The organism is Streptomyces sp. NPDC050759 (assembly GCF_044456945.1).
GTDB lineage: Bacteria > Actinomycetota > Actinomycetes > Streptomycetales > Streptomycetaceae > Streptomyces.
Map to the genome: position 1 here is coordinate 191,273 of NZ_JBITGI010000007.1, position 12,877 is coordinate 204,149.

General features: G+C 68.6%; 15 protein-coding genes. 1 reads left to right on the forward strand and 14 read right to left on the reverse strand.

The window, feature by feature from the left end; genetic code table 11:
* Nucleotides 1-44: 44 nt before the first annotated feature.
* The 9 genes from tatA to ACIBJB_RS22345 all read right to left on the reverse strand — a co-directional run bounded on the left by tatA (nt 45) and on the right by ACIBJB_RS22345 (nt 7,503).
* Nucleotides 45-332, reverse strand: coding sequence for a Sec-independent protein translocase subunit TatA (gene tatA, locus ACIBJB_RS22305; RefSeq protein WP_069761315.1), 288 nt, complete (start codon nt 330-332; stop codon nt 45-47).
* 258 nt (nt 333-590) lie between these two features.
* Nucleotides 591-785, reverse strand: coding sequence for a hypothetical protein (locus tag ACIBJB_RS22310; protein WP_398932840.1), 195 nt, complete (start codon nt 783-785; stop codon nt 591-593).
* A 10-nt stretch (nt 786-795) separates the two neighbouring features.
* A complete protein-coding gene (locus tag ACIBJB_RS22315; protein ID WP_176742418.1) occupies nt 796-1,086 on the reverse strand; it encodes a hypothetical protein in 291 nt (96 codons plus the stop codon).
* Nucleotides 1,083-2,129, reverse strand: a complete 1,047-nt coding sequence (locus ACIBJB_RS22320) for a helix-turn-helix transcriptional regulator (protein WP_398932841.1) — start codon at nt 2,127-2,129, stop codon at nt 1,083-1,085. Before ACIBJB_RS22320 ends, ACIBJB_RS22315 begins: the two co-directional genes overlap by 4 nt.
* An 18-nt stretch (nt 2,130-2,147) precedes the next feature.
* A complete protein-coding gene (locus tag ACIBJB_RS22325; protein WP_306983960.1) occupies nt 2,148-3,101 on the reverse strand; it encodes a YafY family protein in 954 nt (317 codons plus the stop codon).
* Nucleotides 3,102-3,277: 176 nt separating this feature from the next.
* On the reverse strand, nt 3,278-3,649 hold the full coding sequence (locus ACIBJB_RS22330) for an FKBP-type peptidyl-prolyl cis-trans isomerase (RefSeq protein WP_020117713.1): 372 nt from the start codon (nt 3,647-3,649) through the stop codon (nt 3,278-3,280).
* An 88-nt stretch (nt 3,650-3,737) separates the two neighbouring features.
* Entirely contained in the window at nt 3,738-4,745 is a 1,008-nt protein-coding gene (locus tag ACIBJB_RS22335) for an FKBP-type peptidyl-prolyl cis-trans isomerase (protein WP_398932842.1), read from the reverse strand.
* Nucleotides 4,746-4,872: 127 nt separating this feature from the next.
* Nucleotides 4,873-6,234, reverse strand: a complete 1,362-nt coding sequence (pafA, locus tag ACIBJB_RS22340; protein WP_020117715.1) for a Pup--protein ligase — start codon at nt 6,232-6,234, stop codon at nt 4,873-4,875.
* A 9-nt stretch (nt 6,235-6,243) separates the two neighbouring features.
* Nucleotides 6,244-7,503 carry an MFS transporter gene (locus ACIBJB_RS22345; RefSeq protein WP_398932843.1) on the reverse strand — a complete coding sequence of 420 codons (1,260 nt, stop codon included), beginning with the start codon at nt 7,501-7,503 and terminating at the stop codon, nt 6,244-6,246.
* Nucleotides 7,504-7,591: 88 nt separating this feature from the next.
* Here ACIBJB_RS22345 and ACIBJB_RS22350 point away from each other — a divergent pair, with 88 nt between their 5' ends.
* Nucleotides 7,592-8,608 (forward strand): LacI family DNA-binding transcriptional regulator, encoded by a 1,017-nt coding sequence (locus ACIBJB_RS22350; protein ID WP_398932844.1) that lies wholly within the window; start codon nt 7,592-7,594, stop codon nt 8,606-8,608.
* Between the two features lie 68 nt (nt 8,609-8,676).
* Here the strand turns inward: ACIBJB_RS22350 and prcA are convergent, their stop codons facing one another.
* The 5 genes from prcA to dop form a co-directional block, all read right to left on the reverse strand.
* Nucleotides 8,677-9,432: a proteasome subunit alpha gene (prcA, locus tag ACIBJB_RS22355; RefSeq protein WP_355750962.1), complete on the reverse strand. Its 756-nt coding sequence runs from the start codon at nt 9,430-9,432 to the stop codon at nt 8,677-8,679.
* 60 nt (nt 9,433-9,492) lie between these two features.
* Nucleotides 9,493-10,338 carry a proteasome subunit beta gene (prcB, locus tag ACIBJB_RS22360; RefSeq protein WP_398932845.1) on the reverse strand — a complete coding sequence of 282 codons (846 nt, stop codon included), beginning with the start codon at nt 10,336-10,338 and terminating at the stop codon, nt 9,493-9,495.
* Nucleotides 10,290-10,778, reverse strand: a complete 489-nt coding sequence (locus ACIBJB_RS22365; RefSeq protein ID WP_398932846.1) for an endonuclease VII domain-containing protein — start codon at nt 10,776-10,778, stop codon at nt 10,290-10,292. Before ACIBJB_RS22365 ends, prcB begins: the two co-directional genes overlap by 49 nt.
* A 166-nt stretch (nt 10,779-10,944) precedes the next feature.
* Complete coding sequence (locus ACIBJB_RS22370) at nt 10,945-11,163, reverse strand: ubiquitin-like protein Pup (RefSeq protein ID WP_007380863.1); 219 nt, start codon at nt 11,161-11,163, stop codon at nt 10,945-10,947.
* Nucleotides 11,164-11,318: 155 nt separating this feature from the next.
* Nucleotides 11,319-12,830 carry a depupylase/deamidase Dop gene (gene dop / locus ACIBJB_RS22375; protein WP_398932847.1) on the reverse strand — a complete coding sequence of 504 codons (1,512 nt, stop codon included), beginning with the start codon at nt 12,828-12,830 and terminating at the stop codon, nt 11,319-11,321.
* Nucleotides 12,831-12,877: the final 47 nt, after the last annotated feature.

Below are 12,877 nucleotides of genomic sequence, written 5' to 3' on the forward strand. Positions count from 1 at the left end.
CGTTCCCATCTCGTGCGGGCGGGCCGGAGGTCACCGGCCCCGCGTCAGCGCTTGGTCGTGTCCGTCGGCTCGGTGACCGGGCGCGAGCTCGTCACGTCGCCGGGCGCGGCCTGGATGGTGCGCTGAGCAGGGTTCTGCTCGTCGGTGTTGGGCGGGCCGGCCGGGGTGGCCGTGCTGCTGCCCTCGTCCTTCATCGCCTTGGCCTCGCTCTTGAGGATGCGGGCGGACTTGCCCAGCGAGCGCGCCATGTCGGGAAGCTTCTTCGCGCCGAACAGCAGGATGATGACGACGAGGATGAGAATGATCTCGGGGGCGCCGAGCCTTCCGAACATAAGTCTTTACCTTCTCACCGAGGCGGCTTGTGGGGTGCTGTCCGACCGGTCGGACATGTGTCCGATCAGTCGTGCTGACAGCGATCGTAACGCTCAGGGGTGAACGCCTGGCAATCCCTGTGCGTACTCCCGGTTCGCGGCCGAGCCTCGTTATCCGGACCGCGACCAGCAGCGTACCTGCCGACCCGGCCGAGGTGACAGGGCGAAGTGGCCCAAAACGCATGCGCCGCTCGACTCACACCCAACTCTCAGCCGTACTCACAGTGAGTCCGCGGAACGGGCCGTGCTCACCGCGGCCCGCTCCAGGTCCTCCGCGGCCCGGCTGATACGCAGCGCGGAGTCCGTGACCTGGCGCCCCAGACGCTGTGCCTCCAGAAAGACCCGGACGGCGAGCACACCCAGGACGGCGAGACCCACGAAACCCACTGCCACCGCGAACATCGGCCAGAACATGGCACCGAGCCTAGAGGGTGGAGTGCAGCCGCAGGGTCCGGACCCCGCCGCCGGTCAGCAGTTCCACGATCCGCTCCCCGGCGGGCTTGCGGACGGCCGCGCCGCACTCGGGACAGGTGAACGAGTAGAAGGTGGCGCGGCTGGTCGCGCCGATGGCGAGGCGCAGGGCGGCGGCGGCCAGCTCGAACCGCTCCCGGCAGTCCGGGCAGCTCGCCTTGAAGGTCACCGGAGCCGCGCTTCTCATCCCCGCGAAGGCGGCAGCCACCGTCATGCCCGCACCAGACGTCGCCGACTCGCTCAAAGCCCCTGCTCCTGCCTGTCGTACCGACCGTCCTGCCCCCGCGTCCCCGACGCCCTGGGGCTGTCCTGCGCCTCGACCCCGTCATAGGCCGCCAGCGCCTCACGGGCCGCCTCGCGGGCGCTGTCGGCGAGGTCGCGCGGCGAGACGATACGGCCGTCGCGGCCGAGCCGGAGCGCCAGCCGCCGCAGGGATGCCGGGTCGGGGGTGCGCAGGGTAATACGCAGACCGCCGTCGGAAAGCTCATCCGCACTGTCGTGCGGGTAGTACTCGGCGACCCAGCGGCCGCCGGGACCCACCTCGACGACCACCTCGGGGTCCTCGGCCGCGGGCTGCACCAGCCCCTCGGACAGGTCCCTGAGCTCGACCTCGGGCGGCGCGGACGGCTCGTCCAGGATCTTGATCTCGGCGACCCGGTCGAGCCGGAAGGTGCGCCGCGCCTCGGAGCGGCGGCACCAGGCCTCCACATAGGTGTGGCCGACGCTGACCAGGCGGATCGGGTCGATCTCGCGCTCGGTGAGCTCGTCGCGGGCGGGCGAGTAGTAGCGGATCCACAGGCGCCGGCGCTCGGAGATGGCCCGGTCGACGTCCGCGAACACGCCGCCCTCGGACTCGAAGGTCACCGACAGCCGCGCGCTGGCACCCGCCGTCTCGCCGGCCGCGGTCTCCACCTTGGCGGTCGCCCGCAGCAGCGCCTGCCGGTCGCTCTCCCTGAGGCCGGGCAGCGTGGACACCGCGCGGGCGGCCACCAGCAGCGCGGTCGCCTCGTCGGCGGCGAGCCTGAGCGGCTCGGCCACGTCATCGGGGTTGTGCCACCAGATCCGCTCGCCGTCGGTGTCGATGTCGAGCAGATCTCCGCCACGGAAGCTGGTGCCGCACATGGGCAGCACATCGAGGTCGGAGACCAGTTCGTCCTCGGTGATCCCGAAGGCGCGGGCGACGTCCTCGACCCGGGCGCCGGGGCGCTCCCTGAGATAGGTCACCAGGGAGAGCATCCGCCGGGTCTGGTCGATGGCGTTCGTCGGCCTGACCGGTTTGCCTGCCATGATCTCTTCCGCTCCCCCTCAGCCCTTGGCCACGGCACGCAGCCGGTCCACCACGTCGGCCCGCAACTCGGCGGGCTCCAGGACCACCACGTCCGGGCCGAACTCCACCAGCCAGGCGTCCAGGCCATGGCCGTACGGAATCTCCAACTCGTCCCAGCCGTCACCCAGTTCCCGCACCGAGGTGGCCTTCGCCCGCAAGGGGTACCCGGCGCCCGTCCGCAGCCGGATCCGCGCGCTGCGGTCGGCGGTCTCCCCCGCCCAGCTCGCGACCGTCTCACGGACGGTCACGACGTCGGGGACGGGGGCCGTATAGCGCGTGCCGCGCGAGCGCACCTTGCCGGTGATCCGGGAGAGCCGGAAGACCCGCTCGGCACCCCGGTCGCGATCGAATCCGGCCAGGTACCAGTGGCCGCGCCAGCACTCCAGCGCCCACGGCTCGACATGGCGGGGCTCGGGGCGGGCGGCGGTGGCCTTGCGGTAGTCGAAGACGACCGGACGGCGGTCCCGGCAGGCGAGCATCAGCGGCTCGAAGGAGGCCTCGTGCACCGGGATGCGCGGCTCCAGAGCGCCGTGCGCCTCATACGGGTCGAAGTCCTCCGGCAGCCCCGCCGCGCGCAGTTTCTGCAGGGCACCGCTGGCCGCGCCGGCGAGCCGGGCCTGCTGCCACACCTTGGCGGCCAGCCCCAGGGCGGCGGCCTCCTCGGCGTCGAGGGTGACGGGCGGCAGCCGGTTGCTGTCGCGGCGGGCGAGGTAGCCGACTTCGCCGTCCAGGTTCTCAACGGTCTCGATCACGAGCCCTAGTTCACGCAGATCGTCCTTGTCGCGCTCGAACATGCGGTTGAAGGAGTCGTCGGAATTCGCCTCCAGGTAGGCCTCGATGGACTCCCGAAGCTCACGCTTGCTGAGCGGCCGTCGCGTCCCGAGCAGACACAGCGCCAGGTTCATCAGCCGCTCGGCCTTGGCAATGGCCATCGACGCCCTTCGCCTCCCTATGGTGCTTACGGACGATGACCGTACCGCCCCGAAGGAGCAAGGCAAAAGCCGAGGGCCCATGCCCGGACAGGCATGGACCCCGGTTGATCAGGTCCGGTCGGAAACCGTACGACGATCCGACCGCGACGCGATCCCTTATGACTCCGGTACGACGATCAGACGCCGAGCAGGTCGACCACGAAGATCAGGGTCTCACCGGGCTTGATCGCCGGGGTCGGGCTCTGGTTGCCGTAGGCGAGGTGGGCGGGGATGGTCAGCTGGCGGCGGCCGCCGACCTTCATGCCCTGCACGCCCTGGTCCCAGCCCTTGATGACCCGGCCGCCACCCAGCGGGAAGCGGAACGGCTGACCACGGTTCCAGCTGGCGTCGAACTCCTCGCCGGTGCTGAAGGCCACGCCCACGTAGTGGACGGTGACGGTCTGGCCGGCCTGCGCAACCTCGCCGTCGCCCTCCCAGATGTCCTTGATCTCCAGGTCCGCCGGGGGCTCGCCGCCGGGGAAGTCGATCTCGGGCTTGTCGATGCTCACGTCACTCGCTCCTGCTGGTTCACGGAAAGGCAACAGGGACCAGTCTTACATCCCCGCGGCCGGGACCCTCGCGCATGTCCCCCGTGCGTCACATCTTCGCCAGGATGTCCACGGTGAAGACCAGCGTGGAGTCCTTCTCGATACCGCTGCCGGCCGGCGGCTTGTCGCCGTAGCCCAGCTTCGGCGGAATGGAGATCAGCACCCGGCTGCCGACCTTCTTGCCGGTCAGACCCTGCGCCCAGCCCTTGACGACCTGCTGGAGCGAGAACGACGCCAACTGCTTGCGGCCGTACGTCGAGTCGAACTCCTTGCCGGAGTCCCACACCACGCCCTTGTACTGCACGAGCAGGGTGCTGTCGGCCGCCACCTTGTCGCCGTCGCCCTCGATGACGTACTCCGACACCAGCTTGGTGGGCGCGTCCGCCTTGGGGATCTCGATGGAGGGGGCCTTGCCGTCGGTGTTGGTGCCGACCTTGGGCAGGTCCGCGTCCCCCTGCGCGACGGTCTTGCCCTTGGCGGAGCTCTTCGCGTTGAACGTGTCCTGGACGTCGACGACGAACACCAGCGTGTCGGTGCCCTTGATACCCGCCTGCGCGTTGCCCTCCTTGCCGTACCCCCAGGTCGGCGGGATGGAGAACTCGACCCGGCTGCCGGCCTTCTTGCCCGTCAGGGCGTACCGCCAGCCGTCGATGATGCTGTTCTGCGCGAGCTGGATGACCAACGCCGTCTTACGGTCGTAGGAGTTGTCGAAGACCTTGGCCGTGCTCCAGATCTGGCCGAGGTAGTGGGCCTGGATGTAGTCGCCCTCGGCGATGGTGGTGCCGCCGCCCGCGATGACCGTCTTGACCGCGAGATCCTTCGACGGATCGCCGCTGCCCTTGGCGACCGTCGGCTTCTCACCGAACTTCGTGCCCGCCGTGATCGCCGGCAGCGGACCGTCGACGATCTTCGGCGGCGGCGGCGCCGGCGAGGCCGAGGACGACGCCGAGGGTGACGCGCTGCCGCTCGCCTTGCTCGAGTCGGACTTGTCGTCACCGCATGCGGCGAGTGTGGCCAGTCCTGCGGGAACGGCAATGAGGAGTGAGCGTCGGCGCACGGTGGGGGCCTCGTAATCGGTCGATCTTGTTGATGGCGTGCGCGCAACTCTACGGCGTGAGAAGGGCGCCGCACGTGAAACGTACGGCGCCCGTGTTGCGTTCCGACACTCATGCGGAACGCGCCGATCACATTCCGGCGATCAGTTTCTCGACCCGGTCGTCGACCGAACGGAACGGGTCCTTGCACAACACCGTGCGCTGCGCCTGGTCGTTGAGCTTGAGGTGAACCCAGTCGACGGTGAAGTCCCGGCGCTGCTCCTGAGCCCTGCGGATGAAGTCACCGCGCAGCCGGGCCCGAGTGGTCTGCGGCGGAACCGACTTGCCCTCGAAGATCTTCAAGTCGTTGCAGATACGGGCGGCTTGGCCCTTCCTCTCCAGAAGGTAGTACAGCCCACGACGACGGTGGATGTCGTGATACGCGAGGTCTATCTGCGCGACCCGCGGGTGGGACATGGTCATGTTGTGCTTGGCCCGGTACCGCTCGATGAGCTTGTACTTCATGACCCAGTCGATCTCGGTGCCGATCCGGTCGAGGTCCTCCGCCTCGATCGCGTCCAGCGTGCGGCCCCACAGCTCCAGGACCTGGTCGACGGTGCCGGTACGGATCCCGCGCCGCTCGACGAAGTCCACGGCCTTCTCGTAGTACTCGCGCTGCACCTCGAGGGCGGAGGCCTCCCGGCCGCTGGCCAGACGCACCTTGCGCCGGCCCGTGATGTCGTGGCTGACCTCACGGATCGCCCGGATCGGGTTCTCCAGGGTCAGATCGCGCATCACGGTGCCCGCCTCGATCATGCGCAGCACCAGGTCGGTCGCGCCGACCTTCAGCAGCATGGTCGTCTCGGACATGTTCGAGTCGCCCACGATGACATGCAGGCGGCGGTAGCGCTCGGCGTCGGCGTGCGGTTCGTCGCGGGTGTTGATGATCGGCCGGGAACGGGTCGTCGCCGAGGAGACGCCCTCCCAGATGTGCTCGGCCCGCTGGCTGACGCAGTACACGGCGCCCCGCGGGGTCTGCAGAACCTTGCCCGCGCCGCACAGCAGCTGGCGCGTGACAAGGAAGGGAATGAGGATGTCCGCGAGCCGGGAGAACTCCCCGTGGCGTGCGACGAGATAGTTCTCGTGGCAGCCGTAGGAGTTGCCGGCCGAGTCCGTGTTGTTCTTGAAGAGGTAGACGTCGCCCGCGATTCCTTCCTCGTGCAGGCGTCGTTCGGCGTCCACCAGGAGTCCTTCGAGAATGCGCTCGCCTGCTTTGTCGTGCGTGACCAGTTCGGTCACATTGTCACATTCGGGTGTCGCGTATTCCGGATGTGACCCGACATCGAGATAGAGGCGGGCACCGTTTCGCAGAAAGACATTGCTGCTGCGGCCCCATGACACGACACGGCGGAAGAGGTACCGCGCCACCTCGTCGGGAGACAGGCGTCGCTGTCCCCTGAACGTACACGTGACGCCGTACTCGTTCTCCAGCCCGAAAATGCGGCGGTCCATGAGTGAACATTACGCCCGATCCCCCGAGCTGAAACGGGGTTCGGCAGCACGGTTTGGATCATTTTCCGATGAAGACGCAACCACCGCCCGCCCCGCGGGAGCTGTGAGGACGCCTCCCGTGACCAGCAGAACCAGCAGCGACACGCCCCCCGCGACACCCGGCACGGCAAAGCCCCACAGGGCCCCGCCCCGCTCGACGACCGGGCCCGCGAGCCCCGTTCCGACCGAGGCACCGACCGTGAATGTCGTGACAAGCCAGGAGAAAGCCTCGGTGACCGTCCCGGCCGGTGCGTGCCGGTCGACCAGGACGAAGGCGCACGCGATGACGGGCGCCAGGAACACACCCGCGAGCACCACCAGCAGCGTCATGGCCACCGCGCCCGGCATCAGAGTGAGCGGCAGATAACACACCGCCAGGAAGCCCACCAGCACCTGAAGTCGCCGCGCGGGCTCACCCGCCCACCGCCGCGCCCCGTACGCCAGGCCGCCCACGAGGGCACCCAGACCGATCCCGGCCATCAGCCAGCCGTACACCGCGTCCCCACCGTGCTCGTCCGCGTACGGCACGGAGGCCACCGTGATGGACCCGAGCGCGATGCCGACGAACAGGAACGCACCGAGCAGCGCCAGCAGACCCGGCGAGCGCAGCGCGCCGAGCCAGTGCGCCTCACGCGGTGCGGAACGCCACGCGCGCGAGGGCGGCGACACCACGACCGAGGCAGCGCCCAGCACCCCGATGACGTTCAGCACCAGCAAGGCCGCCTGCGCCGACCACAGCGACGCGCACAACGTCACCAGCAAGGGCCCCACGGTGAACATCACTTCCTGCGCCACAGCGTCCATCGCGTACGCCGTGTGCACTTGGTCCTCCCTGCGCAGCACACTCGGCCACAGAGCCCGCAGGCCGCCCTCCAGGGGCGGCGTGAAAAGCCCGGCGGCGGCCACGGCCGCGTAGGCGAGCGGGAGCGGGTCGGTGCCGTTGAACGCGAAGAGAGCCATCGCGAGGGCCGACAGCACGGCGGACGGCAGCTGGACACGGGGCTGGCCCTGAAGGTCGACGAGCCGCCCGAGCACCGGCTGCCCCACGGCGTTGGCCACGCCGTACACGGCCGCAAGACCCCCCGCGAGGCTGTACGTGCCGCCCTGCGCCCGGACGAACAGCACGATCGCGATCGCCGCGGTGGCGTTCGGCAACCGGCCCACCAGCGTTCCCGTCAGCAGGCGCGCCGCGTGCCTCGCCCTGAGGATCTCCAGGTATCCCGCGGCCATGTCCCGCCTCCAAGTCATACGTATAACCCCGACTCCCATACGTACCATGTGCGCTGTCCGGACGTCCATACGAAGGAGCGGACCCACGGTGGCACGCAGCAGCACGCGACCGACCAGCCGCGACGTCGCACACGCGGCCGGGGTCTCCCAGGCCGCCGTCTCCCTCGTGCTCGGCGACAAATGGCGCGGCCGGGTCTCCGAAACCACCGCCCAACGCGTCCGGGAAGCCGCCCGCGACCTCGGCTACCGGCCCAACCTCGCCGCCCGCAACCTCCGCCTCGGCCACACCCGCACAGTCCTGCTCGTCGTCCCCGCCCTGACCACCGAGTTCTTCGCCGGCGTCTACACCGGCGCCGCACGCGTCGCCGCCGACCACGGCTTCGGCGTCGTCCTCTACCCCTCCCCCGAAGGCATCGGCCCCGCCCGCGACCCCTTCGCCTCCGCCCAGGCCGCCCTCGACGGCGTCATCGCCTCCTCCATGGCCGCCGACGCCCTCACCGCCATCCGCGGCGACCAACTCCCCCTCGTCATGCTCGACAGCGACCCCTCGGGCAGCCTCGGCGCCGCCACCGTCAACCTCGACATCGCCGACGGCATCCGCCAGGTCACCACCCACCTCCTGGAACTCGGACACCGCCGCTTCCTGCACCTCGCGGCCGACGTACCCTCCTGGACCTTCGAGATCCGCGCACGCGAACTGGCCACACGACTCGACGCGGTCCCCGACACCTCCCTACGCACCGCCCACGCACCCATCTCCATCGACGACGCCCTCACCGCCACAGAGACCGCCCTCGCCACCCCAGGACCCCGACCCACCGCCCTCGTCTGCGACGACGACAAACTCGCCGCCGGCGCCTACAAAGCCGTACGACGACTCGGCCTGCGCATCCCCGACGACATCTCCGTCACCGGCCTCGACGACCTCGGCCTCGCCACCGCCATCGACCCGGAGCTGACCACCGTACGACTGGACGCCGAGCTCTTCGGCGAACGCGGCATGGAAGCCCTCCTGGCCGTCCTGGAAGGCCGCACACCGCAGGCGGGGGACATCCCCGTCAACCTGGTCGTACGAGGCTCCACAGCCCCGCCCAGCGCCCCCTGAACGCCCTGTGCCCCGGCCTCAAGATCGGCCGGGGCACAGAAAGGGTGATCGGGCGGAACGCCCCGGGACTACTCGTCCTCGGAACCCTCCGCCTCATCCGCGCTCTCCGCCTCGGTGGACGCACCGCCGGCCTCCAACAACCGACCCAGCTGACGCCCCACAATGCGCTTGAACTTGCGCTGCTGCGGACGCGTCCGGTCCAGCACCGCGACCTCCAGCCGCTCCGCGGGAATCTCCCGCTCACTGCCATTCGTGTCACGGGACAACGCCTGCACGGCCAGCTTCAACGCATCCGCCAGACTCATACCGTCCTGGTGACGCTGATCCAGATAACTGCTGATCGTCTCGGCATTGCCGCCCACCGCCACCGAGCCGTGCTCGTCCACGATGGAACCGTCGTGCGGCAACCGGTAGATCTGGTCACCGTCCGGCGTCTCACCGACCTCGGCCACGACCAGCTCCACCTCGTACGGCTTCTCACCGGCCGAGGAGAAGATCGTGCCCAGCGTCTGGGCGTACACGTTGGCAAGACCACGGGCGGTCACATCGTCACGGTCATAGGTGTAACCACGCAGATCGGCATACCGGACGCCACCGATCCGCAGGTTCTCGTACTCGTTGTACTTGCCGGCGGCCGCGAAGCCGATCCGGTCGTAGATCTCGCTGAACTTGTGCAGCGCGCGGGACGGATTCTCGCCGACGAACACGATGCCGTCGGCGTACTGCAGCACGACCAGGCTGCGACCACGGGCGATGCCCTTGCGGGCGTACTCGGCCCGGTCGGCCATCGCCTGCTGGGGGGAGACATAGAACGGCGTCGACACCGGTTATCCGTCCCTTTCTGTGGAAGTCACTGCGATCACCTTGAACAAGACGGGTGGCGCCTAGAGCAACGCGGCCCGCGGGCCGTCGGGCTGCTCCAGCCGCCGCTCGAGAATCGAACGGGCGATCTCGGAGGACTCGTCGTCGTTGAGCCGGCGGAAGCCGTCCTCGGTGATCACGGTGACGATCGGGTAGATCCGGCGCGCGACATCGGGACCACCGGTCGCCGAGTCGTCGTCGGCCGCGTCGTACAGGGCCTGCACCACCAGCATCGTGGCCTCGGCCTCGGTCAGACCGTCGTGGAAGAACTTCTTCATGGCACCGCGCGCGAAGACCGAGCCGGAACCCGTGGCGGCGAAATTGTGCTCCTCGGAACGGCCGCCGGTGACGTCGTAGGAGAATATCCGCCCCCTGCCGCGGTCCACGTCGTACCCCGCGAACAGCGGCACCACGGCCAGCCCCTGCATCGCCATGCCGAGGTTGGAACGGATCATGGTGGACAGCCGGTTCGCCTTGCCCTCCAGCGACAGCTGGGCGCCCTCGACCTTCTCGAAGTGCTCCAGCTCCAACTGGAACAGCTTCACCATCTCCACGGCGAGACCGGCGGTGCCGGCGATCCCGACGGCCGAGTACTCATCCGCCGGGAACACCTTCTCGATGTCCCGCTGAGCGATGACATTGCCCATCGTGGCGCGACGGTCACCGGCGAGCACGACACCACCGGGGAAGGTCACCGCCACGATCGTGGTGCCGTGCGGCGCCTCGATCACACCCTGCATGGGCGGCAGCTGCCGGTTGCCCGGCAGCATCTCCGGCTGATGCTCGGACAGGAAGTCCATGAAGGACGACGACCCAGGCGTCAGGAAGGCAGCAGGTAGACGCCCGGTGCTACGAGTGTTGGCTTCCACGCGATTCCTTCCACATAAGCAGCAGCCCGCCTTATGGCATCGGGCCGATCCTTGAACTGCCCCAGTGCGGCATTGCAGCTGAAGCACAGTACGCCTCGGACCCTACCCGTCTTGTGGCAGTGATCCACATGCTCGGGCACAGCCGCCAAACATATGCAGCAGACGCCCCCTTGAGAGGCGATCAACTCGTCACGCTCGGCTTCGGTGAGGCCGTACTGACGCTTCAAATGGTCTCGCCGACCCTGGGCCGCGCGGCACGCCTTGCAGCGCGTCGACAACCCGTCCGAGGCCGTCGCGTTGCGATGCCATTCGCTCCACGGTTTGATCTCTCCGCACGTGCGGCAGAGCTTGTGCCCGTCCGGGACGTCAACCTGCTCCCGGACCGGCTTACCCATGGCCTCCCGGCGCCGCCGGTAGTGCGCGGCGCTGTACTCCGCCACGCACTCACGGCAGTGCACCTGGAGGCCGTCACGCCGATTCCTGTCACGCGCAAAGGCCGCAAGAGGTAGATCGCGTCCACACTTCCTGCATTCCTTGGCGTCGAGCTCTTCAGCCACTCAATTCCCCCGCAACCTTCACTTCGAAGGCAAAGTGACCTATCAGCCTCTACTCTCCACCTTTCTGCACGAAGGAGCGCACGAAATCCTCGGCATTTTCCTCGAGTACGTCGTCGATCTCGTCCAGGACGGAGTCCACGTCGTCGCTGAGCTTCTCCTGGCGCTCCTTGAGGTCCTCGGAACCCTGCGTCTCCGCAGTCTGCTCCTCGACCTCCTCGGTGTTGCGCGTGGCCTTCTGCTGTCCGCCGCCGGTGTCCTTGGTCGCCATAACCCCTCACCCCGCTCGGTTCGACGTTCTTGATCAGACCCTACAAGCAGGGTCTGACATCGGCCCCGCAGTTCCTACAACGTACGGGGGCCATCTCGATGATTCCCTCTGGCCGGACTTTCCACCCTGTCGGACCGCCCGGCCAAAGGATCCGCTCAGTTGCCCGACAACACCCTGACCAGGTCTTCTGCCGTGCGACAGCGGTCCAGGAGCTCCTTGACGTGATTTCGCGTTCCGCGAAGCGGTTCGAGGGTTGGGACCCGCTGGAGCGAGTCCCGGCCCGGGAGGTCGAAGATCACCGAGTCCCAGGAGGCCGCGGCGACGTCGTCGGCGTACTGCTCCAGGCAGCGGCCGCGGAAGTAGGCGCGGGTGTCCTCAGGGGGCTTGGTGCGGGCTCGCTCGACCTCGTTGTCGTCCAGTAGGCGCTTGATGCGGCCGCGGGCCGCGAGGCGGTTGTAGAGGCCCTTGTCGGGGCGTACGTCGGCGTACTGGAGGTCGAGGAGGTGCAGTTTCGCGGCGTCCCAGTCGAGGTCGTCGCGGCGTCGGTAGCCCTCCATGAGTTCGCGCTTGGCGACCCAGTCGAGTTCGCCGGCGAGGCTCATGGGGTTGTTCTCGAGGCGGTTGAGGGTGTCCTCCCAGCGGGCCAGGATGTCCTTGGTCTGGTCGTCCGCGTCGGCGCCGTAGCGTTCTTCGACGTACTTGCGGGAGAGTTCGTAGTACTCCATCTGGAGCTGGACCGCGGTGAGTGTGCGGCCGCTGCGGAGGGTGACCAGGCGCTGGAGCGTCGGGTCGTGGGAGACCTGGTGGAGAGTGCGGACCGGCTGGTCCACGGCCAGGTCCACCGCGATGAAGCCGTCCTCGATCATGGACAGGACGAGGGCCGTGGTGCCGAGCTTGAGGTAGGTCGAGATCTCCGAGAGGTTGGCGTCGCCGATGATCACGTGGAGGCGGCGGTACTTCTCGGCGTCGGCGTGGGGCTCGTCGCGGGTGTTGATGATGGGGCGCTTCAAGGTCGTCTCGAGGCCTACCTCGACCTCGAAGTAGTCGGCGCGCTGGCTGAGCTGGAAGCCGTGTTCGTGTCCGTCCTGGCCGATGCCGACGCGGCCGGCGCCTGCGAAGACCTGGCGGGAGACGAAGAAGGGCGTGAGGTGGCGCACGATGTCCGAGAAGGGGGTTTCCCGCTTCATCAGGTAGTTCTCGTGTGTGCCGTAGGAGGCGCCCTTGTTGTCGGTGTTGTTCTTGTAGAGGTGGATGGGCTGGGCGCCGGGGAGCTGGGCGGCTCGTTCGGCGGCCTCGGCCATGATGCGTTCGCCGGCTTTGTCCCACAGGACGGCGTCGCGTGGGTTGGTGACTTCGGGGCTGCTGTATTCGGGGTGTGCGTGGTCGACGTAGAGCCGTGCGCCGTTGGTGAGGATGACGTTGGCCAGGCCGATGTCCTCGTCGGTGAGCTGGCTGGAGTCGGCGGCTTCGCGGGCGAGGTCGAAGCCCCGTGCGTCCCGCAGCGGATTCTCCTCCTCGAAGTCCCAGCGGGCCCGGCGGGCCCGGTGCATCGCCGCCGCGTAGGCGTTGACGATCTGGGATGAGGTGAGCATGGCATTGGCGTTGGGGTGGCCGGGGACGGAGATCCCGTACTCCGTCTCGATGCCCATTACTCGCCGTACGGTCATGCGGCCCTCCTTGCCCGGCGGCGCCCTCGGTCGGGGGCGCCGCTCAA